Here is a 24,507-nt window from a genome sequence, read left to right as displayed (position 1 = left end):
GCCGTCGTCGGGGCCGCCGTCGTTCCCGCCGCCGCCGTTGTCGTCCCCGCCGCCGAACACGCCGAGCACCGCGTCCAGCCACCGTGCCGCGGGCTCGTCGTAGTCGGGTTCGCAGTCCACCCGTGGCAGCAGCCGGACGGCGCCGCGTTCGGCCAGCTTCTCGTCCAGCTTGCGGCCGTGCCCGCAGAAGTCGTCGTAGGAGGAGTCGCCGAGCGCGAGGACGGCGTAGCGCAGGCCGGTCAGCCGGGTCGCGCTGTCGGTGAGCCCGGCCCAGAAATCCGTGCCGTTGTCCGGCGGACCGCCGTCGCCGAAGGTGCTGCTGATGAACAGGGCGTCACCGGTCAGCGCGCTCGGATCGAACGAGTCCATCTCGAACAGCCGTGGCGTGAAGCCGGACTCGGCCAGCCGCTCGGCCGCCGCGGCGGCGAACTCCTCGGCATTGCCGGTCTGCGAGGCCCACAGCACCGTGACCGCCCGGTCCTGCGCGGCGGGGGCCGGGGTTTCGGCCGTCAGCGCGCCACGCGAGTACATGCCCGCGAGCAGGCCGTCGATCCAGAGCCTGCTGCGGGTGGACAGCGGCGCGGTCTCCGGCAGCACCGGCTGGCCGACCACCGGCAGCGAGTGCAGCGCGGCCAGGTACCCGCTGAGGTAGATCTGCTCGGTATCGGTGAGCGTCGGCGCAACGCCGCTGTCAAGTCCGAGCATCACCGCGAGCGGATGCGCGCCCGCCTGCGGCGCGGAAACCGGCTCCGCGACCGGTGTTTCGGCCTGCTTCATCGGCGCGACGCGGCGCAGCGAGACGGCGCACTGCTTGAACTCGGGCTGCAGCGACGCCGGATCGACGGCATCGTTGGTGACGGCGTTGATGGTCAGATACTCACCCTGTTCGTCGTTCCAATGGAATGGCGCGAAGCAGTCGCCCGGGCGCACCCGGTCGCTGATCTGCACCGGCAGCACGGCCCTGCCACGGCGGGAAGCGATTTCGAGCTGATCACCGGCGCGCACACCGAGCCGCTCGGCGTCCTCCGGATGCACCTCGAGGAACGGCTGCCCGGTCAGCTTGGTGAGCTTGGCGATCTTGCCGGTCTTGGTCATGGTGTGCCACTGGTGTTGCAGGCGGCCGGTGTTCAGCACGAACGGGTAGTCGTCGTCGGGCATCTCCTCCGGCGCCAGGTGTGGGCGCGGCCAGAACATCGCGCGACGGCTCGCGGTGGCGAAGGCGAGGCGCGGGCGGCGGCCCTCGTCGTCGACGAACAGATCCTGGCTGACGCCGTCGTTCAGGTAGCGGATCGGGTTGCGGCGTTTGCCCGGCTCGGCGCACGGCCACTGCATCGGGCCCTCGCGCAGCGCGTCGTAGCTCATGCCGCGCAGGTCGTAGCCCGTCGCCGGATTGGCGAAGCCCTGGATCTCGGCGAAAACCTCCGCGCTCGAGGCGTATTCGAAACCGGGGAAGCCCATGGCCGTGGCCACCTGGGCGATCAGCAGCCAGTCCGGCCGCGCATCGCCGACCGGATCCACCGAGCGCTGCAACAGGGTGACATTGCGTTCGGAGTTCACCATCACCGCGTCGGCCTCGGCCCAGAGCGTGGCGGGCAGCAGCAGGTCGGCGTAGGAGTTGGTGGCGGTCTCGGTGTAGGAGTCCTGCGCGATCACCAGCTCGGCGGCTTCGAGGCCCGCGATCACCGTCTTCCGGTTGGCCACGGAGGCCACCGGATTGGTGCAGATGATCCACGCCGCCTTGATCTCGCCCTCGGCCATGCCGCGGAACATCTCGATGGTGCCCGGCCCCGCCTCGGTGCGAATCGTGCCGGGCTGCACGCCCCACGCGGTCTCCACGAAGCTGCGGTCCGCGGGCGAGAGCAGCGAGCGCTGACCGGGGAGGCCCGGGCCCATGTAGCCCATCTCGCGCCCGCCCATGGCGTTCGGCTGCCCGGTCAGCGAGAAGGGCCCGCTGCCGGGACGGGAGATGGCGCCGGTGGCCAGGTGCAGGTTGCAGATCGCGTTGGTGTTCCAGGTGCCGTGGGTCGACTGGTTGAGTCCCATCGTCCACAGCGTCATCCACTCGCCCGCCTCGCCGATCCAGCGCGCCGCGGTGCGGATGTCCTCTTCGGCGAGTCCGGTGATCTCGGCGACCCTGGCGGGTGGGTAGTCGGCGAGGAACTCGGGCATCGCGTCCCAGCCCTCGGTGTGCTCGGCGATGAACTCCTTGTCGATGTCGCCGTTGGCGACGAGCAGGTGCAGCAGGCCGTTGAGCAGCGCGAGGTCGGTGCCGGGGCGCAGCTGGAGGAACAGGTCGGCGCGCGCGGCGGTGTCGGTGCGGCGCGGGTCGGCGACGATCAGCTTCGCGCCCGCCTTCAGCCGATCGGCCATGCGCAGGAAGAGGATCGGGTGGCAGTCGGCCATGTTCGCGCCGATGGCGAAGAACAGATCGGCGTGCTCGAAATCGTCGTAGGAGCCGGGCGGGCCGTCGGCGCCGAGCGACTGTTTGTAGCCGGTGCCCGCGCTGGCCATGCACAGCCGCGAGTTGGCCTCGAGGTGCACGGTCCGCAGGTAGCCCTTGGCCAGCTTGGTGGCCAGGTACTGCGCCTCGAGCGACATCTGCCCGGAGACGTACAGCGCGACGGCGTCGGGCCCGTGCTCGTCCAGGATCGCGCGCAGCCGATCGGCCGCCTCGCGCACGGCGGCGTCGACGGCGATCGGCGTCGGCTCCTGCCCGCGCTCGGGCCGCCGGTAGGCGGTGGTCATCCGGCCCGGCGTGCGCATCAGGTCCGCATGGGTGGCGCCCTTGGTGCAGAGCCTGCCCGCGTTCGCTGGATGCAGTTTGTCGCCGCTGACCTTGGCGATCACCGGCGCGCCCTCGGCGCCGGCCTTGGTCTCGACCGTGATGCCGCAACCCACGCCGCAGTACGAGCACGCCGTTCTGGCGGTGCCCGGCGCGGGGCTACTGGCTGCGTCCGACATGCCACCGATCATGCGGAACGCCGATTGCGCCGGATTTACCCAACGTTATCGCCAGGTGACAATTATCCTCACAGCCCCCAAGCCCGGCTGTGAGCTGTGTTTCCGGTCACATCATTGCAGCTCAGCGCGGTTGCTCGGCGGTTTCGACCGCCGTATGAATACCGAAAGGGCGGCCGGTTCGACACGGCCGCCCCCGTGCGAATCCGGGCTCAGCCGAGTTTGTAGCCCCGGTGCAGCGCAACGACCCCGCCGCTGAGATTGCGCCATTTGACCGACGACCATCCCGCCTTGGCGATCCGCATGGCCAGCTGCCGCTGGTTCGGCCAGGCACGGACCGATTCCGCCAGGTACACGTACGCGTCGGGGTTGCTGCTGACCGCCCGCGCCACCTGCGGGAGCGCCTTCATCAGGTACTCCATGTACAGGGTGCGGAACACCGGCAGGATCGGCGTCGAGAATTCGGCGACCACGAGCCTGCCGCCCGGCTTGGTGACCCGCAGCATCTCGCGCAGCGCCAGATCGGGATCCGCGACGTTGCGCAGGCCGTAGGAGATGGTCACCGCATCGAAGGAATCGTCGGCGAAGGGCAGCGCCATGGCATCACCCGCGACCATCGGCACGCCGCGGAACCGGCCCGCCGCGAGCATGCCTTGGGAGAAGTCGGCCGCCACGCACCAGGCGCCCGACTTGCCGAATTCCAGGGTGGAGACGCCGGTGCCCGCCGCCAGGTCCAGCACCCGCTCGCCGGGCCGCAGCCCGAGCGCCTTACGGGTCGCCCAGCGCCAATAGCGGTCCTGGCCCGCGGAGATGACGGTGTTGGTGAGGTCGTAGCGCCTCGCGACCCCGTCGAACATTGCTGCGACCTCGCCCGGCCGCTTGTCCAGGGAGGCTCGACCTGCATGCGTATTCGCCACGTCAACGACCTTAAGGGACCGCCTCTTACGGACCCGCGTGTGACCGATCACAGTGCCGATATTCGGCACGGACGATCGGGCTCATGCCGTATTCGAAAGGCGGAAGTCCCGGCCGGTGACGTCGGCGTAGTGCGCCATCAGTTCGTTGCACACGGCCGGCCAGGTTCGGTGCAGCACGGACTTGCGCGCGGCGTTGGCGAAACGGGTACGCAGCGCCGGGTCGCGCAGCGCGGCCACCGCACTCGGCAGCAGTTCGGTGAAACGGTCGACCGGAAGCAGATATCCGTTGCGGCAGTGCGCGATGAGATCGCGCGGCCCGCCCGCGTCGGGCCCGATGACCGGGACGCCGGAGGCCAGCGCCTCCTGCACGCCCTGGCAGAACGTCTCGTGCTCGCCCGCGTGCACCATCACATCCAGGCTCGCGTACGCCTGCGCGAGTTCGTCGCCGCCCAGCTCGCCGGTGAACACCGCGCCGGGCATGAGCCGGGCCAGCCGGTCTCGTTGCGGGCCGTCGCCCACGATCACCAGCTGGATGCCCGGGTCGTCCGCAAGCACAGCAAGTCGCTCGACGTGCTTCTCGGGGGCAAGCCGCCCCACGAATCCGACCACCAGCCGATCGTGCCCGCCGAGCCAGCTTTCGCGCAGGTCCGCGCGGTGGGCCGAGGGGGTGAACCGGGCGATGTCCACGCCGCGGCCCCACCGGTGCACCCGCGGAATGCCATGTCCGATCAGGTCTTCGGCGGCCGCGCGGGAGGGCGCCAGCGTGCGGGTCGCGCCCTCGTGGATGCGCTTGGTCCAGGCCCACGCCGCGCGGCTGGTCAGCCCGAGCCCGTAGCTCTTGGCGAAGCCGGCCACATCGGTCTGATACACCGCGACCGTCGGCAGATCCAGCCGCAGCGCCGCGCCGAGCCCGCCCGCGCCGAGCAGGAACGGGGAGGCCAGATGCACCACGTCGGCGTCGAATTCGGCGATCGCGGCGGTAATTCCGGGCTGCGGCAACCCGACCGGCAGCGAGCTGACCTTGGGCACCATCACCGCGGGCACCCGGTGCACCGCGACGCGACCGTGCGCACGTGCGGCGGCGGGCAGTCCGCGCGGTGTGTCGGGCGCGATCACCAGCGCCTCGTGTCCGTGCTGGTCCAGATGATCGAGTACCCGGAGCACCGAGTTGACGACGCCGTTCATGTTCGGCAGGAAGGACTCCGAAACGATGGCTACGCGCACACCTTCAGCGTGACCCGCGCAGCGCGCGCCGCAGCCACGCGGACATGAAGCGCGCGGAAAGTTCCGGCGAACTCCTCGCGCTGTCGCAGACAGTGCGGCCTGCGCTCAGACGTGCATCGCCCGCGGCTGCGGATCGACCAGCCGCTCCTCAGTGGCGACCGCGCCGAGCACCGCACGCAGCGTGTTCACCGCGTCGGCGCCGAATTCGCGCACGAGGCGCTGCTCCCGGTGCCGGTGGAATCGCCGGGCCGCGGCGAGCGCGGCGTTGCCGCGTTCGGTGAGGTAGAGCAGTTTGGCGCGGCCGTCGGCCGGATCCGGCCGACGTTCCACATAGCCGCGCTGCTGCATGTCGTCGACGATCTGCGCGGCGCCCTGCTTGCTGATCGCGAGCCGTTCGGCCAGCTCGCTGACATGCATCGGCCGTTTGGTCAGGCAGCGGAAGACATAGCCGTCGGAGCGGCCTGCGTCGTCGAAACCCTGCTCCGCCAAGGTCGCTCGCAATTCGATGACGAACTGTTCGTAGGCCAGGCTGAGCAGGATGCCCAGATCCGGGTCTTGCGGTGTGGATGCCATCTCGTCATGATAGACAAGCCGACTTGATCAAGTTGGCTTGTCTATTTGTCTGGAGTGTCATGCACGTCATCAAGGCTGCCGAAGCCCCGCGCTTCGAGCTTCACGGCGTCGAGTTCAGCGCGATGGCGGCCCCGAGCCGCGGCTCGGCGGACGTTTGTACCTGGCGTCTCACCGTCCCACCGCGCCGCGAGAGCGACGCGTCGCACGTATTGGACCGCGACGAGATCTTCATGGTGCTCTCCGGAGTACTGGAGATCAGCGGTCAGCGGCTCACCGCGGGCGATGTCGCCATCGTGCCCGCGGGCGCGCCGATCGCGGTCGGTAATCCGGGCGACGAACCGGCCGTGGCGCACATCGCGATCGCCGCGGGCTTTCAGGCCACCATGGCCGACGGCAGCAAGCTCAGCCCGCCGTGGGCGCAGTAGCCCGTTCCTTCGGATCGCGCCTGCCCGCGCGGGCGATCAGCCACAGCGCGGGCAGGGCGAGCGCCCACACCACCACGATCACCGAGAGCGCGGGCTGGATCGCGACCCGCACGTCGCGGCCCGCCACCCGCACCAGATCGGGATCGCTGCGGCTGTACTCGACATTGATGCGCTCGCCCGCGGTGAGATTGGTCGGATACAGCACGCCGACCTTCGGATTGTGCGTCTCGCCATCGGGCGTGACGTAGATGACCGCCGAACGCAGCCTGCCCGCCGAGAGCACCTCGCCGGTGGTCACGCCCCGGTCGGAACTGATCAGATAGTCGTTGCGCCAGGCCGCGAGCACCAGCAACGCCATGAGCACGCTGACGACCGTCGCGGCGGTGAGGACGCCGATTCTCGCCCGCCGCAGGCGGATCGTCCGCCTTACGGACTGGGTGGTTTCCGACACCGCAACAGGCTACCGATGGACTCGGCTAGCGTGTGCGCCCATGTCCCGAAAATTCAGCTTCACCGTGCCCTACACCGTCCCGGTCGAAGATCTTCACCGGGCACTCACCACCGACGACGTCTGGCGCTCCCGATTCGCGGGGGCCGAGACCGCGACCCTCGAGCTGTCGCATCCGGGCGGCGCAGGCACCGTCCGCATTCATATGACCGAAAAGGCTCGCCAGGACAAGATTCCCGGCATCGTCAGGAAGGTCCTCAAGAACGAACTGGTGCTCTCGCGCACCGACGACTGGCAGGCGCTGGACGGTGAGGTCGCCAAGGGCGCCTTCCAGGCCACCACCACGGGCATCACCACCGCGATGTCGGGCGCCTACGAACTGCGCCCCACCGCCGAAGGCTGCGAGATCGAGGTCGTTGGCTCCGTCGAGGTGAAGGTGACGCTGGTCGGCGGGGCCATCGAGCCGCTCGCCGAGCAACTGTTCCACCGGGTGCTCAACAGCGAGCGCAAATTCTTCGAGGAGTGGTTCGGCGCACAGGCGACCGCCTGACCCAATCCGCCGAATCGGGCGCCCCCGCGCGGGGCGCCCGATTCCGTCCGTGCGGCTCGTCACTGCGCGGCGAAATCCTGCGGATCGAATTCCTTGTTCTCCACGAGCACCAGCCAGTTTCCCGAGTTGTCCCGGATGATCGCCTCGGTGCCGTACGGCCGCTCGGCGGGCGGTTGGACGAACTCGACACCCTTGGCGGAGAGCTCCTCGAAGGTCTTCTGACAGTTCTCCGTCCGCAGGCCCAACGCGCCGTGCGTGCCGTTGGCCAGCGCGCGCCGGACCGCCTCGGCCATCTGCTCGTCGAGCGGCGGGCCGGGAATCATCAGCGTGACCTCCAGCTCCCGGTGATCCGGGTGTGCGACGGTCACCCAGCGGAAGCCGTTCTCGCCCATGGTGACGTCGCCGGTCTCCACGAACCCCAGCTTGTCGATGTACCACCGCTTGGCCTCGTCCTGATCGGTGACGTACACGGTGACCAGGGAAATATTCGTAATCGTCGTCATGCCCCCAGGCTATGAGCGCGACGGGCCCGGAGGCTTCTCCGAAATTGCGGTGTCGTCAGTGGCGCTTGCGGTCGGACAGGCCGTGCATGAAGACGTAGCAACCGGGAATGCGCGGCGCGCCGTCGGCGAACTTCGCCTGGTACTCCGACGGAGTGACGCCGACGAGCTGACGGAACTTCGAGCTGAACGAGCCGAGGCTGGTGTAGCCCACCAGCATGCAGACCTCGGTGACCGTCAGGTTGGTGGCGCGCAGCAGATCCTGAGCGCGCTCGATGCGGCGCTCGGCCAGATACGCGGCCGGGGTCACGCCGTACACGGCGGCGAAGGCGCGCAGGAAGTGATATTTGGAAATGCCTGCGGCGGCGGCCAATTCGTCGAGATTCAGCGGATCGGCGTAGTGCTGATCCGCGAGGTCGCGCGCCTTGCGCAGGTGCGGAAGCAGAGAGAGCGCGGGCAATCCGCGTGCTTCGCCCATGCCGGTGCTCAGGTGAAAGGAGGCAGGTCGTCGTAGCGCATGGACGCCCGGCCCGCGAGCCGCCAAGCGCGCGCGGTGATGTCCAGATCCTCGTCGGTGACCAGGTTGCCCATGATGCGGACCGCGGTGCGCTGCAAATACTTCGAGCGCATCATCGGCGGACCCCCGGTGGGCACCATGCGCGGATGGGTGGCCAGGCCCGCGATCCGGCGCGCCGCCGAGAAGGTGCGGCCGTAGCGGGCGCGCAGCAGATCCGGCCAGAGCCCGGTGAGATCGGGCGCGTCCAGCAGATCGGCGAGCATGTGCCCGCCCTCGAGGCCGTAGTCGATGCCCTCGCCGTTGAGCGGGTTCACGCAGCCCGCGGCGTCGCCGATCAGCACCCAGTTGCGGCCCGCCACATTCGACACCGCGCCGCCCATCGGCAGCAGCGCCGAAGCCACCGCGCGCAGCTCGCCCTCGAACTGCCACTCCTGGTAACGCTGCGAGGCGTAGTGGCGCAGCAGCGGTTTCAGCGCGATGTGCGAGGGCCGCTTCTCGGTGGCCAGCGAGCCGACGCCGATGTTGACCTCGCCGTTGCCCAGCGGGAACACCCAGCCGTAGCCGGGCACCAACTGGCCGTCGGCATCGCGCAATTCGAGATGCGAGGTGATCCACTGGTCCTCGCTGCGGCCGGACTTGATGTAGGCGCGCGCCGCGGTGCCGTAGGCGAAGCGGCGGTGCCAGGTGCGGCCGAGCAGTTTGCCGACGGGAGAACGCACGCCGTCGGCGACCACCAAGATGTCGCAGGCGATCTCGCGCGAGCCCTCCGCCGTCTGCACCGTCACACCGGTGACCCGGTCGCCCGCGCGGGTGACGTTCACCACTTTCGTGCCTTCCAGCATCCTGGCGCCGGACTTCACCGCGGTCTCGCGCAGCTTGTCGTCGAGTTCGGTTCGCGCGACAGCGCTTCCGTAGCTGGGGAACGAACCGCCCGGCCAGTTGAGCAGGTCTTCCCTGCCGAAGCCGGTCATGCGCAGGCCGTGATTGACCGTGTGCGCGCGCAGCCACTCGCCGAGCCCGAGGTGCTCCAGCTCCTTGGTCGCCCGCGGCGTCAGGCCGTCGCCGCAGGTCTTGTCCCTCGGGAAAACCGCAGCGTCGGTGAGAAGTACGTCGCGGCCTGCGCGCGCGGCCCAGGCGGCCGCGGCGGAACCGGCCGGACCTGCGCCGACGACGAGCACCTCGACGCGATCGGGCAGCGGGTTTCCCCTGTGGTCCTCGGCTGTGACATCCGGTGCACCCATGCGCTCAATACTTGCAGGACAGCCGGATCGGTGTCGACGGCGCACCGCTCGCCGGGTCGGCCGATCCGGCCTCGCCGAGGTATGGAAAAGTGTCTGATACACCGCATAGTGACGGTGTTCATGGGCCCCGCGGGCCGAACACGCTAGGTTCTCTACCGTGGGGTCGGACGCGGCGCTGGGAGATGAGATGAGCACATCGGCTGTTAGTGATCAGAGCACGGTGGTCGCCGGGGTCGAACTCGGTGACCCCGAGCTCGCGGCGAGCGTGCGCAACGGCCTGGAAGAGGTCGAAAAACTCCTGATCGCCGAACTCTCCGACGGCGAGGACTTCCTGCAGGACGCCGCCCTGCATCTGGCACGGGCGGGCGGCAAGCGGTTCCGTCCGCTGTTCACCATCCTCACCGGCCAGCTCGGGCCGCGCCCCGCCGATCCGGACCTGATCACCGCGGGCACCGTGGTCGAGCTCGTGCACTTGGCGACGCTGTACCACGACGACGTGATGGACGAGGCCCCGATGCGCCGCGGCGCGCCGAGCGTGAACTCGCGCTGGGGCAACAACGTCGCGATCCTGGCGGGCGACTACCTGTTCGCGCACGCCTCCCGGCTCACCTCCACGCTCGGCCCCGACGCGGTCCGCATCATCGCCGAGACCTTCGCCGAACTGGTCACCGGTCAGATGCGCGAGACCGTCGGCGCTCGCGAATCGCAGGACCCGGTCGAGCACTACCTGCGGGTCGTGTGGGAGAAGACCGGCTCGCTGATCGCCGCGGCCGGACGTTTCGGCGGCACCTTCTCCGGCGCACACCCCGAGCACATCGAGCGGCTGGCCCGCCTCGGCGACGCGGTCGGCACCGCCTTCCAGATCTCCGACGACATCATCGACATCTCCTCGGCCTCCGAACAGTCCGGCAAGACCCCTGGCACCGATCTGCGCGAAGGCGTGCACACCCTGCCGGTGCTGTACGCGCTGCGCGACGAGGGCGCCGAGGGCGACCGGCTGCGCACGCTGCTGGCCCGTCCGCTGGAAACCGACGACGAGGTCGCCGAGGCGCTGGAACTGCTCGCCCGCTCCCGCGGCATGGTGCTCGCCAAGGAGAAGCTGCAGGGCTACGCCGATCTGGCGCACGCCGAGCTGTCCGCGCTGCCGGCGGGCCCGGCCAACGACGCCCTCGAACAGCTGGTCCGCTACACCATCGAACGCGTGGGCTGAATTTTTGGCGCGCTGGCGCGCGCGTGTTCGCGGCCTTTGTGTCTCGCTTCCCAGCGGTCGAGACTCGCGACTGCGTCGCATGCGCTTCGACCGCTGGGAAGCGAGACGGCCGCGAACGGTCGCTCGTCGGGCTCGCTCCGGGGGTGGTCGGGAGGGTGTGGATGGTGGCGTTTTTTGGCGGGCTGGCGTCCCGCGAACGGTCGCTTGTCGGGCTCGCTCCGGGGGTGGTCGGGAGGGTGTGGATGGTGGCGGTTTTTGGCTCGCTGGGGCCGTGAACGGTCGTTCGTCGGGCTTGCTCCGGGGGTGGTCGGCAGGGTGTGGATGGTGGCGTCGGCGATGGTGCTGCGCCGAGTCCGGGAGCTGGTCGGAGTCGGCGATCACAGCGAGCTACCAGGAACTTTCCCCGGGAACCAATCGTTGATCTCGCATAACGAACTCGACGGACGGGGGAGTGGGCAAGGAGACGTATGCACGGGCACGGGTATGCGAACGGGTTGAAGACATTCGGTCTGATGGTCGGGCTCTCGACCATCATCGTGTTCATCGGGGCGATGTTCCGCAGCCCCACGATCCTGGTCATCGCCATCCTGCTGGCCGTTGGCATGAATGCCTGGGCCTACTTCAACAGCGACAAGCTCGCGCTGAAGGCGATGCACGCGCAACCGGTCACCGAGCTGGAGGCGCCGGTCATCTATCGGATCGTGCGGGAACTGGCGACCACCGCCAGACAGCCCATGCCGAGGCTCTACATCAGTCCCACGAATGCGCCGAACGCCTTCGCCACCGGCCGCAACCCGCGGCATGCCGCGGTCTGCTGCACCAGCGGCATCCTGCAGATCCTGGACGAGCGTGAGCTGCGCGCGGTGCTCGGCCACGAGCTCTCACACGTCTACAACCGCGACATCCTGATCTCGTCCATCGCGGGCGCGCTGGCCGCGGTCATCTCCGGCCTGGCCAACCTGGCCTTCTTCGCGTCGGCCTTCGGCGGTCGCGGCAACGGCGGTCCCAACATGCTCGGTGTGTTGCTGGTCTCGCTGCTCGGGCCGATCGCGGCCACCCTGATCAAGCTGGCCGTCTCGCGCTCCCGCGAGTACCAGGCCGACCAGTCCGGCGCCGAACTCACCGGCGACCCACTGGCGCTCGCTTCGGCGCTGCGCAAACTGGAACGCGGCGTACAGGCCGCTCCGCTGCCCGCTGAGCCGCAGCTGACCGCCCAGTCGCACCTGATGATCGCCAACCCGTTCCGTGCGGGCGAGCGGGCCGCTCGGTGGTTCTCCACGCACCCGCCGATGGCCGAGCGCATCGCCCGGCTCGAGGAGATGGCGGGCGGTCCGCGGAACTACTGAGCGGTGCGGACCACCGATCGATGCGTGCGAGCCCACCGGAGGGCGGGCGGGCTCGTTCGAAGTGCGCTCGGTTCGAATTGTCGCTCGGTTCGAATTGCGCTAGGCCGCAACGAAAGGCGTTGCGGCGCAACCTCTATCGGTAGTTGACGAACTGCAGCGCGATACCGAAATCCTCGCCCTTCAGCAGCGCGATCACGGCCTGCAGATCGTCGCGCTTCTTGCTGCTCACCCGTAGCTCGTCGCCCTGAATCTGCGCCTTCACGCCCTTCGGGCCCTCGTCGCGGATCTTCTTCGAGATCTTCTTCGCCTTCTCGGCATCGATGCCCTGCACCAGGCTGCCGGTGATCTTGTACGTCTTGCCGGACGGCACCGGCTCACCCGCGTCGAACGCCTTCAGCGAGATATCCCGCCGGATCAGCTTCTCCTTGAACACCTCGAGCGCGGCCTTCACCCGCTCCTCGGCCTCCGCCGTCAGCACGATCGATTCCTCACCGGACCACTCGATCTTCGCGCCGGTGCCGCGGAAGTCGTAGCGAGTGTTCAGCTCCTTCTCCGCCTGATGCAGAGCGTTGTCGACCTCCTGCCGCTCGACCTTGCTGACGACATCGAAAGACGAATCGGCCACACTGCGCTCCTGTTCCTGACGGTCCGACGGGCTCACGTACACCGGGTGCAACCGGTCATCGTAGTTCTACCCGGCCGCATGACCGTAGTCCCGCCGCAGGGCCGTTGGCCAGCCGGTTTGCATTCGACACCGGGGTTCGTTGTATTCTGCTCTGCGCGCCGAGAAAGCGCACGTAAGGCAGGTTGCCCGAGCGGCCAATGGGAGCAGACTGTAAATCTGTCGGTGAAAGCCTACGTAGGTTCGAATCCTACACCTGCCACTCCGCTACGAAGCGAGCCCTACATGCAGAAAGCGCATGTGGGGCTCGCTTCGTATTTCCTTGTGGGGGTGCAACCCCCACGCCCCGCCCGGCGGGGCTTCGCCCCCCGGACCCCCCTTGCAGTGGGTGCGTTTTATGGGGATGTGGCGGTGGGGGTTTGCTCGCGTTTCGAGGTGGATCCGAAAGGGTCGACCTCGCGAGGGGGTCGGCCAAACGGTCAGCCGGCGGCGTCGAGGGCTGTGGCTTGCTCGTCCTGCCGATCAAATCCGCGGGCCGGTGTCTGGGAAGAGTTCGACGAAGTCGGGTCCGGTCGTCGAGCGCATCTGAGGCGCGTTTCGTGTTCGGAGCGGGTCGCGTGGCGGGCCAGGTGCGGACGACTCGCGCTCGCTCCGCGTCGATCGCGGATGAACCGGTGGATCCGCGACCCATGTGCGGCGGCAGACCTGTCGAGATCGTCCAATCGGCGTCGGGATTTCGGGATCCGGGCTTTGCGGTGTGATCTTCGGTGCTTTCTCGCATGATGACCCTGTTTCCGGGCGCCGTGGGGTCTTGGCTGGCTGTTGGCTCGGGGTTCGGCTTCGTCGGTGCCTCTTGTGGTGTCCGGCCATCGGCTCGACGGTGCTGACGTCGGTAGTAGGTCTACGGGCGGTCAGGATCGCGCTCCGCTGCTCGCCCGGTTCGTGGAGCGTGTGGCGACCATCGCTGGGCCCGTTTTTGCTCAGTTCGGCCTCTTGTGTGGACCACGGTCTCAGCACGCGATTTCGGGGCTGTTTTTCGCGTTGAAAAATCGACTCTGACCTCGCGGTTTGGAACTGTGAGCGTTGGGTGTGTAATCTCGTTCAAGACTTCGCCGCTCCGGGGTCGAGAAGTTGGACCACGGTGCGAAAGTAGTCATGCCCCCTTAGCTCAGTCGGCAGAGCGTTTCCATGGTAAGGAAAAGGTCAACGGTTCGATTCCGTTAGGGGGCTCGCCGGATTGCCGGTGGTGACCGACTCGGCATCGCACCCATGGTCGTGGGGCTGGGCGCGCACCACTGCAATGCGACGCCGTGGCGGTGTAGCTCAGTCGGTAGAGCAAACGACTCATAATCGTTGTGTCGCCGGTTCAAGTCCGGCCATCGCTACCAAAACCGATTACGCCCATCAGGTACCGGAAAGAAGGAAAGTCGTGGCCGCGAAGTCCACCGATGTCCGGCCAAAGATCACCTTGGCCTGCGAGCAGTGCAAGCACCGCAACTACATCACCAAGAAGAACCGGCGCAACGACCCGGACCGGCTGGAGCTGAAGAAGTTCTGCCCGAACTGCGGCACGCACCGGGCGCACCGCGAATCCCGCTGATCCCACCACGCGTGATACTGCCGCGTGAAGGGCAACCGGGACGCTGATCCCGGGATCTCGGAACCGTGAAGCTGTGCAGGGCCGGACTCATGTCCGGCCCTGAGCGCTTTGTACGGGTTGGTTGCGGCGGTGAACGCTTCGTCGACCCCGGGGTTCGGGGTCAGATAGGTACAGTCCTCCCGTGACAATCAACACCGGTACAGAAGAAGCGGTCCTGGCGAGCGAGGCGGATCTCGATCCCGCCGCCCACGCCGCGGCAATGGTCGGTCATCACTATCGCGTCGACGACTACTACGAGGTCGGCCGCGAAAAGGTCCGCGAATATGCCCGCGCCGTGCAGGACTACCACCCGGTGCACTGGGACGAGGACGTCGCCGCCGAATACGGCTACGACGGTCTGCTTGCGCCCCTCACCTTCATCTCGCTGGTCGGCATCCTGGCCCAGCGCAAGCTTTTCGAGCAGATCGTCACGGGTTACGACCTGAGCCAGATCATGCAGACCGACCAGATCCTGGAATTCCACCGGCCCATCCGCGTCGGCGACCAGTTGACCTGCGACGTCTACCTGCACTCCTTCCGGCAGGCCTTCGGTGGCGACATCATCGTCACCAAGAACATCGTCACCGCGCAGAACGACGAGCTGGTGCTCACCACCTACACCACGCTCGTCGGCCGCAGCGGCGCCGACATCGACCCCAACCTCACCGACGCCGTCCGCAATGTGCTCATGCACGGCATCGGCGAGGAGGCGCCGGACCACCACCCGCGCACCGGCGCGCAGAGCGAGTCGTCCGACCCGATCACCGTCATCCCGGAGGTCGCGCCGAGCAAGCACGCGATCAATTTCGAGGACGTCTCCGTCGGCGACGAATTGCCGCCACGCGTCGTCCGCCTCACCCGCGGCGATCTGGTCAACTATGCGGGCGTCTCTGGCGACGCCAACCCGATCCACTGGAGCGACGACGTCGTCAAGCTCGTCGGCCTGGACAATGTGGTCGCGCACGGCATGCTCACGATGGGCCTCGGCGGCGGTTTCGTCACCTCCTGGCTCGGCGATCCCGGCGCGGTCAAGGAGTACAACGTCCGCTTCACCAGCCCGGTCTACGTCGGTTCCGACGAGGCGGCCGAAATCGAGTACACGGGTAAGGTGAAGTCCGTGGATCCGGAGACGCGGACCGCGGTCGTCGCCATCGTGGCGAAGTCGGCGGGCAAGAAGATCTTCGGCCGCGCGACCGCGACCGTGCAGCTGGCCTGACCTGGTCGATCGACCCTGATTGGCTATTGGCCTAGGCGGTAACGTACACTCAGGTCTCTGGGGTCACCAGCCGCTGCGCGCTGCTCTGTGGGGCTGGTTCCAGGCGGTCCGGAGGACGATCTCCGACGGACTGCCCATGGGAGCCGGCAACCGCCGAAGCAGCGCGCGTGTTGTGTGGACCAGAGTGACAACTGAATACAGACAGTGGTTGGACAACGAGTTCCATCGTCCAACCAAAGGGGCGTAGCTCAATTGGCAGAGCAGCGGTCTCCAAAACCGCAGGTTGCAGGTTCAAGTCCTGTCGCCCCTGCCCTTAAGCCAGCGACGGAGAGAGGATCGACGTGAGCGACGAGCGGGATCGCCACGGCGCGCATGCGGCCGACGAAGGCGATGGCACCGCCGCGGTGAGTCGGCCGAGCGGAAAGCGGTCCGCCCGGCGGACCCGCTCTGGCTCCACGTCGGCCGACACCGGCTCGATCGCGACGATCGACCGGACGTCGCCCAAGAAGGACAAGACTGCCGGAAAGGCCAAGCGCGCAGGGGCGGGCAATCCGTTCTCGCGTTTGATCAAGTTCCTGCGAGAGGTCATCGCGGAACTGCGCAAGGTGATCTGGCCCAACCGGAAGCAGATGGTCACCTATACGAGCGTTGTTCTGGTGTTCGTGGTCTTCATGGTCGCGTTCATCAGCGGGATGGATCTGGCGTTCGTCAAGGGTGTCGACTGGCTGTTCGGCTAGTAGTACGACGCCGACGCCGGTAGCCGATCCCGGGGGCGGACCGGCGGGAGTAATCCGCCGCGCCCGGCCCGGCACGCAGAGGATGTACGTGACGACACAGGAAGCGAGTGCCCCAGTGAGCACCCCGGAGAACGACACAAACGACGAGTTCCCGGTCGACGAAGCGGTGGTGGAGCCCGCCGACAACGAGGCGGAAGACGCCGCGGCCGTCGAAGAAGCTGTGGTCGAGGAATCCGCACCTGCTGCCCCGATCGATGCCGAGCCGGCCGACCCCGTCGCCGAGATGAAGGCAGCGCTGCGGCGCGCCCCCGGCGACTGGTACGTCATCCACTCCTACGCCGGTTACGAGAACAAGGTGAAGGCCAACCTCGAGACCCGCGTGCAGAACCTGGACCTCGAGGAGTACATCTTCCAGGTCGAGGTGCCGACCGAAGAGGTCACCGAGATCAAGAACGGCCAGCGCAAGCACGTCAACCGCAAGGTGCTGCCCGGCTACATCCTGGTCCGCATGGAGCTCAACGACGAGTCGTGGGGCGCGGTGCGCAACACCCCCGGTGTCACCGGGTTCGTCGGCGCTACCTCGCGGCCCTCGCCGCTGTCCATCGACGACGTGGTGAAGTTCCTGGTCCCCGCGGCCCAGCAGAAGAAGGCCCCCGCGGCCGCTGCCGCCGCGAGCGCCGAGAGCGCCGCCGAAGTGGCCCCCAAGCCGGTCATCGAGGTCGACTTCGAGGTCGGCGAGTCGGTCACCGTCATGGACGGCCCGTTCGCGACGCTGCCCGCCAGCATCTCCGAGGTCAATGCCGAGCAGCAGAAGCTCAAGGTGCTCGTCTCGATCTTCGGTCGCGAGACTCCGGTCGAGCTGGCGTTCACGCAGGTCGCCAAGATTTAGTCCTACCTCCGCCCTCGCCCCGGCCTCCGGGACGAGGGCGGAGTGCGTCCGACCGGCTGGCGCGAGGCCGGGCAACCGGCCCCACCCGAAGGACAAGGGCACGCCCCCCGGTAAGGTGTATGGGTTCGTGCGCGGATCCGAACAGCGTCAGCTGGATTCGTTCGCGAGCGCCGGGCCGCGTGCCCGGATGCGGGCCGAGCCCGCAACAGGCTTACGGCAACCGTAAGGACCCGAAACCAAGGAAGAAAGATGCCCCCCAAGAAGAAGAAGCTCGCCGGGATCATCAAGCTGCAGATCCAGGCCGGCGCGGCGAACCCGGCTCCGCCCGTTGGTCCCGCCCTCGGTCAGCACGGCGTCAACATCATGGAGTTCTGCAAGGCGTACAACGCCGCGACCGAGTCGCAGCGTGGCAACGTCATCCCGGTCGAGATCTCCGTTTACGAAGACCGGTCCTTCGACTTCAAGCTGAAGACCCCGCCCGCCGCCAGGCTGCTGCTCAAGGCCGCTGGTGTGCAGAAGGGCTCGGCCGAGCCGCACCGCACCAAGGTCGCCACGGTGACCATGGACCAGGTTCGTGAGATCGCCAAGACCAAGATGGAAGATCTCAACGCCAACGACCTGGATCAGGCGGCGAAGATCATCGCGGGCACCGCGCGCTCGATGGGTATCACCGTCGAAGCCTGAGCGAAGCGAAGGCTTCAGTCGAGCACAGCGGACTGACCGCTAACTCGGTGGGAGGGTCGGCCAGACCCGGAAACCACTTCTGAACCCAAAGACTTTAAGGACAGAGAATCATGGCAAAGCGAAGCAAGGCGTATCTCGCCGCGGCCGAGAAGGTCGATCGCACCAAGCTGTACTCGCCGCTGGCCGCCGCGCGCCTGGCGAAGGAGACCTCGACCACCAAGACCGACGCGACCGTCGAGGTCGCCGTTCGTCTCGGTGTCGACCCCCGCAAGGCCGACCAGATGGTCCGCGGCACCGTCAACCTGCCGCACGGCACCGGTAAGACCGCCCGCGTCATCGTGTTCGCAGTCGGCGACAAGGCCGCCGAGGCCGAGGCCGCCGGTGCGGACGCCGTCGGCGCCGAGGATCTGATCGAGCGGATCCAGGGCGGCTGGCTGGACTTCGACGCCGCGATCGCCACCCCGGACCAGATGGCCAAGGTCGGCCGCATCGCGCGTGTCCTCGGCCCGCGCGGTCTGATGCCGAACCCGAAGACGGGCACGGTCACCCCCGATGTGACCAAGGCCGTCAACGACATCAAGGGCGGCAAGATCAACTTCCGCGTCGACAAGCAGGCCAACCTGCACTTCGTGATCGGCAAGGCCTCCTTCGAGGAAGCCAAGCTGGTGGAGAACTACGGCGCCGCGCTGGACGAGATCCTGCGTGCCAAGCCGTCGACCGCCAAGGGCCGCTACGTCAAGAAGGTGACGGTCTCGACGAACACCGGACCGGGCATCCCGGTGGACCCGAACCGCACCCGCAACCTCCTCGAAGAGGACGCGTAAGCAGCACCCGAGGTCTCCGTACCTCACACCGCCGAGGGCGGGAACGCATCCGCGTTCCCGCCCTCGGCGCATTTCCGGCGGTGGTATCGGAGTAAGCCACCGGCATTGCTGGTTGCACTCCACGTGACCAGGATTCTGTTGATCTCCGGAAGCACCCGAGACGGCTCCACCAACACCGCGGCACTGCGTACCGTGCACGCCATCGCACCGGACAGTGTCGAAACTCGCTGCTACACAGGCTTGCTGGAGCTGCCGGCCTTCGTGCCAGGCGCGGATCCCGCGGCTTATCCGGCGGTCGTCGACCTGCGAAACGACCTGGCCTGGGCCGACGCCGTCTTGATCTCGACCCCCGAATACGCGGGCACACTCCCCGGCAGCCTGAAGAACCTCCTCGATTGGACCGTCGGCACGGCCGACCTGCACGAAAAGCCCACCGCCTGGCTGACGGTCGCCGCACCAGGCCGTGGCGACGGTGCGACGGCCACGCTGTCCAGCGTCCTGGGCTACGTCGGCGCCGACATAGTCACCACGGCGTGCGCCCGCCTCCCCGTCTTGTCCGCCGGTATCGGTGACGACGGACTCGTTGCCGCGCAAGGCTTTCGCGACGGTGCGCGCCAAGCTCTCGATGCACTGATGCGCCATGTCGAAAAGACTCGTACCGGCGCGGCGGGCAACTAGGTGGCTTTGGCTGAGGAGGGAGCGTTCGCGGCGCTGCTGGAGGCGGAAGTCGAGAACCGTCTGTGGGGCTGACACGCCTAACGGCCGGCCGCAGCGGTCGACTGCGACCGGCCGCTACTTTCCGAAGCGCGGTGCCTATTCCGGCTGGTCGCAGGGTGATTCGGCTGATTTGCGCCAGCCGAGGAGGACGGATTCGCCGTCTTGGGCGGCGCCCCAGGGGAGGAAGACGGCGACGATGAGCGCGCAGACCACGACCGCACCGGCGGCGACGAGTGAGGCCGCGTGGGAGCCCTGGAGGGCGGCGGATTTCATTGCGGTGATGAGGTTTTCGCGCTGGGATTCGAGGAACGCGGGGAGTTCGCGTTTGCGGAGTTCCAGCACGCTGAGGGGGCTGGCCGCGACCAGGCTTTTCTGGTTCTCGTTCATCAGGGCGCTCGGCACGCGGTCGAGCAGCGGCTCGACGCGGGTCGTGTAGTAGGAGGCCACGATCGAGCCGAGGACGGCGACGCCGAGGGTGCCGCCGATCTCGCGGGTGGTGTCGTTGACCGCCGACCCCGCGCCCGCCTCGTTCAACGGCAGCGAGGACATGATGGATTCGGTGGCCGGGCCCTGAACGATGGCCAGGCCGAGCGCCATCGACACCATCGAGGGCAGCACGTCGGTGAGGTAGCCGCTGTCCACCGTCACCTGGCCGCCGAGATACAGCCCCAACCCCGTGAGCAGCAGGCCGAACACGATCACCGGCGTGGTACCCCACCGTTGCGCGAGCAATGTGGCGACGGGCGCGCCGATGGCGACCGAGAACGCGAACGGTAATGAGGCGATACCGAATTCGAGCGGCGTGTACTCGCGCACGCCTTGGAAATATTGGGTGATCAGGAACAGGAAGCCGAACATCGAGAAATAGCCGATGGCGATCGACAAGGCGGGCATCGAGAAACGCCGATTGCGGAACAAACGCATATCCAGAATCGGTGCCGCGGTGCGCAATTCCCATGCGATGAATGCGGCGAGCAGCGCGACGCCGAGTGCGCCCGCGGTCAAGGTGGTGACCGAGAGCCAGCCGTAGCGCGGTGCCTCGATGATCGACCACACGAGCAGCGTGATGCCCGCGATGGACAGCGCGATACCGGGCAGGTCCAGCTTGCCGACGTGGGCGGATCGCGATTCCGGCACCCACAGCAGGGTGGCGATCAGCGCGGCGAGGGCCACCGGCACGTTGATCCAGAACACCGAATGCCAGCTGAAGTGCTCGAGCAGCCAGCCGCCGGAGATCGGGCCGATGGCGATCGCGAAGCCCGCCATGGCGGTCCACGCGGCGATGGCCAGCGCCCGCTCGCGGCGGTCGGTGAAGATGTTGATGATCAGCGCGAGGGTGGCGGGGAAGACGGCCGCGGCGAACACGCCCATGGCCGCACGGGCCGTGATGACCGCGCCCATCGAATCCGACAGTGCGCCACCGACGGACATGACCGCGACGCCGATCAGGCCGATGGCCATCACCTTGCGGCGGCCGTAGCGGTCGCCGAGGTTGCCGAAGGCCAGCAACAGTCCGGCGAAGGTCAGGGTGTACGCGTCGACGACCCATTGCAGGCCGCTGACACCGGTGGCCAGCTCGACACCGATCGAGGGGAGGGCCACGTTGACGATGGTGTTGTCGAGGACGACCAGCAGTTCGGCCAGGCAGATCACGGCCAAGGCGAGAAAGCGCTGGTTGCGTCGTTCCAACAACACCGGTGGATCGACTATGGAGGTTGCCATAGCTCAGCAGCTAAGCAGGTATCTGTCACTGTTGGTAACACTTGTTGGCCGCGATATCCGCCACATCGGAGGGTGAAAAGTGACGCGCGCCACAACGATTCGATCGCCGAAGGGTTCCGATTCGCACCGGAACGGGGGTCGTTTTGGCAGATGGGCGACGCGCCAGGTACTGTGGACGACAGTTATCGACGAGTTCGATCACTACCCAATCCGTTCTACCGAAGACCGTTGGTCGCCGATCCCGCATGGGTTCGGTCGAAGGTCCGGCGACATTGCCGGCGGCCCACGCAGGGAAGAACCGAGGCTGGGAGTCGATTCGAGCCTTGCGGCTCGTGTTGATCTTTCCTTTCGCGCCCCGGAACGCCTTGCGTCCGGGGCGTTCGTTTTGTCGCCGGGCTCTCGGATCGGTAGTTCGTGTACACGAACCGACATCCAGAGAGGAGGCGAAGTATGGCAAAGGCTGAGAAGGTCACCGCGGTCGAGGAGATCGCGGAACAGTTCCGGAACTCGACGGCCACCGTTGTCACGGAATACCGTGGCCTGTCGGTCGGCAAGCTCACCGAACTGCGGCGTGCGCTCGGCGCGGAGGCTACCTACTCCGTCGCCAAGAACACCCTGGTCAAGCGCGCTGCCGCCGAGGCGGGCGTGGAGGGCCTGGACGACTTGTTCGTCGGACCGACCGCTATCACCTTCATCCAGGGTGAGCCGGTCAACGCGGCCAAGGCGCTCAAGACCTTCGCCAAGGACAACAAGGCGCTCATCATCAAGGGCGGCTACATGGACGGCGCTGCGCTGTCCGTTGCCGAGGTCGAGAAGATCGCCGACCTGGAGACCCGTGAGGTCCTGCTGGCCAAGCTGGCCGGCGCCCTCAAGGGCAACCTGGCCAAGGCCGCCGGCCTCTTCAACGCTCCCGCTTCGCAGGTGGCCCGCCTGGCCGCCGCGCTGGAGGAGAAGAAGCGCGCCGAAGGCGGAGCTGCCGAGTAATACCCCTGTGCGCGGGCAGCACGCCCCCCACGGACACCAACTACCGAAAGGAAAACAACAATGGCCAACGTTGACGAACTGCTCGAGACCTTCGGCAACATGACCCTGCTCGAGCTGTCGGACTTCGTCAAGAAGTTCGAGGAGAAGTTCGAGGTCACCGCTGCTGCTCCGGTCGCCGTCGCCGCCGTCGGTGCTGCCGCTCCGGCCGAGGCCGCCGAGGAGCAGGACGAGTTCGACGTCATCCTCGAGGGTGCGGGCGACAAGAAGATCCAGGTCATCAAGGTGGTCCGCGAGATCGTCTCCGGCCTGGGCCTGAAGGAAGCCAAGGACCTGGTCGAGGGTGCCCCGAAGCCGATCCTGGAGAAGGTCGCCAAGGACGCCGCCGAGGCCGCCAAGGCGAAGCTGGAAGAGGCCGGCGCCAAGGTTTCGGTCAAGTAATTCCACGAATTACTCGAGCGGGCGGTTCCCCATTTCGGGGGGCCGCCCGTTTGCTTTTTCCGGGGGACTTTCGAGCGAGATTGTCGAAAATCGCGAGCACATTCGGCTTACTCTGGAGTCAGGTTGGGGTGTGCCCCGTCTCCCTCATGGGTTACAGTGACCGAACCCACTGTGACGTGACGCACCGCGAAGCCGAGCGCGGTTCGCCGGTGGGCTGCTCGCTGAGAAATTGTGGAGGTTGGCGTGGGCGTCGAGGTCAGGACCGAGGGTGTAACCAAGTCTTTTGGTTCGCAGCGTATTTGGCAGGATGTCAGCCTGACCTTGCCCTCCGGCGAGGTGAGCGCGCTACTCGGTCCGTCGGGTACCGGTAAATCCGTCTTCCTCAAGTCGCTGATCGGCCTGCTCCGTCCCGAGCGCGGTTCGATCTACATCGACGGCACCGACATCACGACCTGTTCGAACAAGGAGCTCTACGAGATCCGCAAGCTGTTCGGTGTGCTGTTTCAGGACGGTGCGCTTTTCGGGTCGATGAACCTGTTCGACAACGTCGCCTTCCCGCTTCGTGAGCACACGAAGAAGAGCGAGGCCGAGATCAAGAAGATCGTCATGGAGAAGCTCGAGCTCACCGGTCTGCTCGGTGCGGAGGGCAAGCTGCCCGGCGAGATCTCCGGCGGTATGCGCAAGCGCGCCGGTCTGGCTCGCGCCTTGGTGCTGGACCCGCAGATCATCCTGGTCGACGAGCCCGACTCCGGTCTGGACCCGGTCCGCACCTCGTACCTGTCGCAGCTGCTGATCGACATCAACGCCCAGATCGACGCGACGATCCTGATCGTCACCCACAACATCAACCTGGCGCGCACGGTGCCCGACAACATCGGCATGCTGTTCCGCCGCCAGCTGGTCATGTTCGGTCCGCGCGAGGTGCTGCTCACCTCGGAGGAGCCGGTGGTCAAGCAGTTCCTCAACGGCCGCATGATCGGCCCGATCGGCATGTCCGAGGAGAAGGACGAGGCGCAGATGGCGCGCGAGCAGGCGATGGTCGACGCGGGCCATCACCACGGTGGCGCCGAAGAGGTCGAGGGCATCATCCCGCAGATGAAGGCGCAGCCGGGCATGCCGGTGCGTCAGGCGGTCGCGCGTCGCAGGGCGCGCGTGCGCGAGATCATGCACACGCTGCCGCACGCCGCCCAGGTCGCGATCCGCGAATCGATGGCGGAGAACGACGACACACAAGTGATGTCGTACAACGCCCCTGCTGTCGGTAACTACGAGGGCGGTTCGTTCGACACAACCGTGCGCCACAACACAACCAACGGGTAACATACGCCCCGTGAACTCGACCCTGGCGCGGATGCGTACTCCAGTCGAGTCGGCGTTTGCCCAGGCGGGCAACGTCTTTGCGTTGTTCGTCGACGTGATGCGCAAGATGTTTCGCCGGCCGTTCCAGTGGCGGGAGTTCATCGAGCAATCCTGGTTCATCGCCAGCGTTTCGATCTTGCCGAGCGCGCTGGTGGCCATCCCGTTCGGCGCGGTCGTCGCGCTGCAGACCGGTTCGCTGATCAAACAGCTCGGCGCCGAGTCGTTCACGGGCGCCACCAGCGTGCTCGCCACCGTGCAGCAGGCTGCGCCGGTGGTGACCGCGCTGATCATCGCGGGCGCGGCCGGGTCGGCGGTGGCCGCCGATCTCGGCGCACGCACCATTCGCGAGGAGATCGACGCGATGGAGGTGCTCGGCGTCGACCCGGTGGCGCGGCTGGTGGTGCCGAGGGTGCTCGGCATGACGCTGGTCGCGGTGCTGCTCAACGGGCTGGTGTCGGTCGTCGGCATCGCGGGCGGCTATTTCTTCAACGTGTTGCTGCAGGGCGGAACACCCGGCGCGTACCTCTCGTCGTTCTCCGCACTGGCCCAACTGCCCGACCTGTGGATCGGCGAGATCAAGGCGGCGATCTTCGGCCTGCTCGCCGGGGTGATCGCCGCGTACAAGGGGCTGCATCCCAAAGGGGGGCCGAAAGGAGTCGGTGACGCGGTGAACCAGTCCGTGGTGATCACATTCCTGGTCCTCTTCTTCGTCAATCTGGTGTTGACACTGGTCTATCTGCAGGTTGTCCCGGCCAAGGGCGCCTGAC

At 67.3% G+C, this 24,507-nt stretch carries 25 protein-coding genes and 4 tRNA genes; 19 read left to right on the top strand and 10 right to left on the bottom strand.

Annotated elements, in window-relative coordinates; genetic code table 11:
- From NL1_RS12740 to NL1_RS12725, 4 genes are all read right to left on the bottom strand, one after another.
- Positions 1-2,961 (bottom strand): bifunctional nitrate reductase/sulfite reductase flavoprotein subunit alpha (locus tag NL1_RS12740; RefSeq protein ID WP_245673209.1); only part of this gene is annotated, 2,961 nt, incomplete at its 3' end.
- Positions 2,962-3,170: 209 nt separating this feature from the next.
- Positions 3,171-3,875 carry a demethylmenaquinone methyltransferase gene (locus NL1_RS12735; RefSeq protein WP_084510531.1) on the bottom strand — a complete coding sequence of 235 codons (705 nt, stop codon included), beginning with the start codon at positions 3,873-3,875 and terminating at the stop codon, positions 3,171-3,173.
- An 81-nt stretch (positions 3,876-3,956) separates the two neighbouring features.
- Positions 3,957-5,099 (bottom strand): glycosyltransferase family 4 protein, encoded by a 1,143-nt coding sequence (locus NL1_RS12730; RefSeq protein WP_084510530.1) that lies wholly within the window; start codon positions 5,097-5,099, stop codon positions 3,957-3,959.
- A gap of 105 nt (positions 5,100-5,204) precedes the next feature.
- Complete coding sequence (locus tag NL1_RS12725; RefSeq protein ID WP_067838373.1) at positions 5,205-5,672, bottom strand: MarR family winged helix-turn-helix transcriptional regulator; 468 nt, start codon at positions 5,670-5,672, stop codon at positions 5,205-5,207.
- A 59-nt stretch (positions 5,673-5,731) separates the two neighbouring features.
- Between NL1_RS12725 and NL1_RS12720 the strand changes: the two genes are divergently transcribed.
- Positions 5,732-6,097, top strand: a complete 366-nt coding sequence (locus tag NL1_RS12720) for a cupin domain-containing protein (protein ID WP_067838370.1) — start codon at positions 5,732-5,734, stop codon at positions 6,095-6,097.
- On the opposite strand, the gene NL1_RS12715 is transcribed toward NL1_RS12720, so the two are convergent.
- A complete protein-coding gene (locus tag NL1_RS12715) occupies positions 6,075-6,548 on the bottom strand; it encodes a DUF3592 domain-containing protein (RefSeq protein ID WP_067838367.1) in 474 nt (157 codons plus the stop codon). The genes NL1_RS12720 and NL1_RS12715 overlap by 23 nt on opposite strands.
- Positions 6,549-6,588: 40 nt before the next feature.
- Between NL1_RS12715 and NL1_RS12710 the strand changes: the two genes are divergently transcribed.
- Positions 6,589-7,095 carry a DUF2505 domain-containing protein gene (locus NL1_RS12710; protein ID WP_067838365.1) on the top strand — a complete coding sequence of 169 codons (507 nt, stop codon included), beginning with the start codon at positions 6,589-6,591 and terminating at the stop codon, positions 7,093-7,095.
- Positions 7,096-7,154: 59 nt separating this feature from the next.
- Here the strand turns inward: NL1_RS12710 and NL1_RS12705 are convergent, their stop codons facing one another.
- Genes NL1_RS12705 through NL1_RS12695 form a run of 3 tightly spaced genes read right to left on the bottom strand, consistent with a single transcriptional unit; the run spans position 7,155 to position 9,353 of the window.
- On the bottom strand, positions 7,155-7,598 hold the full coding sequence (locus NL1_RS12705; RefSeq protein WP_067838362.1) for a VOC family protein: 444 nt from the start codon (positions 7,596-7,598) through the stop codon (positions 7,155-7,157).
- Positions 7,599-7,653: 55 nt separating this feature from the next.
- Positions 7,654-8,073 carry a helix-turn-helix domain-containing protein gene (locus NL1_RS12700; protein ID WP_067838359.1) on the bottom strand — a complete coding sequence of 140 codons (420 nt, stop codon included), beginning with the start codon at positions 8,071-8,073 and terminating at the stop codon, positions 7,654-7,656.
- A gap of 8 nt (positions 8,074-8,081) precedes the next feature.
- Positions 8,082-9,353 carry a geranylgeranyl reductase family protein gene (locus NL1_RS12695; RefSeq protein WP_067838356.1) on the bottom strand — a complete coding sequence of 424 codons (1,272 nt, stop codon included), beginning with the start codon at positions 9,351-9,353 and terminating at the stop codon, positions 8,082-8,084.
- Between the two features lie 187 nt (positions 9,354-9,540).
- Here NL1_RS12695 and NL1_RS12690 point away from each other — a divergent pair, with 187 nt between their 5' ends.
- Together NL1_RS12690 and htpX are read left to right on the top strand one after the other, a co-directional pair.
- A complete protein-coding gene (locus NL1_RS12690) occupies positions 9,541-10,563 on the top strand; it encodes a polyprenyl synthetase family protein (protein ID WP_067838353.1) in 1,023 nt (340 codons plus the stop codon).
- A gap of 467 nt (positions 10,564-11,030) precedes the next feature.
- Positions 11,031-11,909, top strand: coding sequence for a zinc metalloprotease HtpX (htpX, locus tag NL1_RS12680; RefSeq protein WP_067838348.1), 879 nt, complete (start codon positions 11,031-11,033; stop codon positions 11,907-11,909).
- A 133-nt stretch (positions 11,910-12,042) separates the two neighbouring features.
- On the opposite strand, the gene NL1_RS12675 is transcribed toward htpX, so the two are convergent.
- On the bottom strand, positions 12,043-12,534 hold the full coding sequence (locus NL1_RS12675; RefSeq protein WP_067838420.1) for a YajQ family cyclic di-GMP-binding protein: 492 nt from the start codon (positions 12,532-12,534) through the stop codon (positions 12,043-12,045).
- Between the two features lie 176 nt (positions 12,535-12,710).
- On the opposite strand from NL1_RS12675, the gene NL1_RS12670 reads away from it, so the two are divergent.
- From NL1_RS12670 to NL1_RS12620, 11 genes are all read left to right on the top strand, one after another.
- Positions 12,711-12,793 (top strand) — tRNA-Tyr (locus NL1_RS12670).
- Positions 12,794-13,688: 895 nt separating this feature from the next.
- Positions 13,689-13,761: transfer RNA gene (locus tag NL1_RS12665), tRNA-Thr, on the top strand.
- 82 nt (positions 13,762-13,843) lie between these two features.
- Positions 13,844-13,919 (top strand) — tRNA-Met (locus NL1_RS12660).
- A gap of 41 nt (positions 13,920-13,960) precedes the next feature.
- Positions 13,961-14,131, top strand: a complete 171-nt coding sequence (gene rpmG, locus NL1_RS12655; protein WP_011211653.1) for a 50S ribosomal protein L33 — start codon at positions 13,961-13,963, stop codon at positions 14,129-14,131.
- Between the two features lie 187 nt (positions 14,132-14,318).
- Entirely contained in the window at positions 14,319-15,386 is a 1,068-nt protein-coding gene (locus NL1_RS12650) for a fused (3R)-hydroxyacyl-ACP dehydratase subunits HadA/HadB (protein ID WP_067838418.1), read from the top strand.
- 237 nt (positions 15,387-15,623) lie between these two features.
- Positions 15,624-15,696 (top strand) — tRNA-Trp (locus tag NL1_RS12645).
- A 31-nt stretch (positions 15,697-15,727) separates the two neighbouring features.
- The gene (secE, locus tag NL1_RS12640; protein ID WP_067838345.1) at positions 15,728-16,123 is read left to right on the top strand and encodes a preprotein translocase subunit SecE; all 396 of its coding nucleotides are present in this window, start codon (positions 15,728-15,730) and stop codon (positions 16,121-16,123) included.
- A 115-nt stretch (positions 16,124-16,238) separates the two neighbouring features.
- Positions 16,239-17,012 (top strand): transcription termination/antitermination protein NusG, encoded by a 774-nt coding sequence (nusG, locus tag NL1_RS12635; RefSeq protein WP_174553412.1) that lies wholly within the window; start codon positions 16,239-16,241, stop codon positions 17,010-17,012.
- Between the two features lie 249 nt (positions 17,013-17,261).
- Positions 17,262-17,696 (top strand): 50S ribosomal protein L11, encoded by a 435-nt coding sequence (gene rplK / locus NL1_RS12630; protein WP_067838340.1) that lies wholly within the window; start codon positions 17,262-17,264, stop codon positions 17,694-17,696.
- A 110-nt stretch (positions 17,697-17,806) separates the two neighbouring features.
- On the top strand, positions 17,807-18,520 hold the full coding sequence (gene rplA / locus NL1_RS12625; protein ID WP_067838337.1) for a 50S ribosomal protein L1: 714 nt from the start codon (positions 17,807-17,809) through the stop codon (positions 18,518-18,520).
- A gap of 105 nt (positions 18,521-18,625) precedes the next feature.
- Positions 18,626-19,198 carry an NADPH-dependent FMN reductase gene (locus tag NL1_RS12620; protein WP_245673208.1) on the top strand — a complete coding sequence of 191 codons (573 nt, stop codon included), beginning with the start codon at positions 18,626-18,628 and terminating at the stop codon, positions 19,196-19,198.
- A 135-nt stretch (positions 19,199-19,333) separates the two neighbouring features.
- Here NL1_RS12620 and NL1_RS12615 read toward each other — a convergent pair whose 3' ends face one another.
- A complete protein-coding gene (locus NL1_RS12615) occupies positions 19,334-20,959 on the bottom strand; it encodes an MFS transporter (protein ID WP_067838332.1) in 1,626 nt (541 codons plus the stop codon).
- Positions 20,960-21,409: 450 nt separating this feature from the next.
- Between NL1_RS12615 and rplJ the strand changes: the two genes are divergently transcribed.
- The 4 genes from rplJ (at position 21,410) to NL1_RS12595 (ending at position 24,506) form a co-directional block, all read left to right on the top strand.
- The gene (rplJ, locus tag NL1_RS12610) at positions 21,410-21,943 is read left to right on the top strand and encodes a 50S ribosomal protein L10 (RefSeq protein WP_067791433.1); all 534 of its coding nucleotides are present in this window, start codon (positions 21,410-21,412) and stop codon (positions 21,941-21,943) included.
- Positions 21,944-22,003: 60 nt separating this feature from the next.
- Entirely contained in the window at positions 22,004-22,381 is a 378-nt protein-coding gene (gene rplL / locus NL1_RS12605; protein ID WP_067838329.1) for a 50S ribosomal protein L7/L12, read from the top strand.
- 243 nt (positions 22,382-22,624) lie between these two features.
- On the top strand, positions 22,625-23,701 hold the full coding sequence (locus NL1_RS12600) for an ABC transporter ATP-binding protein (RefSeq protein ID WP_174553411.1): 1,077 nt from the start codon (positions 22,625-22,627) through the stop codon (positions 23,699-23,701).
- A 31-nt stretch (positions 23,702-23,732) separates the two neighbouring features.
- Positions 23,733-24,506 carry an MlaE family ABC transporter permease gene (locus NL1_RS12595; protein WP_067838323.1) on the top strand — a complete coding sequence of 258 codons (774 nt, stop codon included), beginning with the start codon at positions 23,733-23,735 and terminating at the stop codon, positions 24,504-24,506.
- Position 24,507: the final 1 nt, after the last annotated feature.

Origin of the sequence: Nocardia lijiangensis NBRC 108240, from assembly GCF_001613045.1 — a bacterium.
Taxonomy (GTDB): Bacteria; Actinomycetota; Actinomycetes; order Mycobacteriales; family Mycobacteriaceae; genus Nocardia; species Nocardia lijiangensis.
Note: the sequence above shows the minus strand (reverse complement) of the source record. Positions and strands in the feature narration are given on the sequence as shown.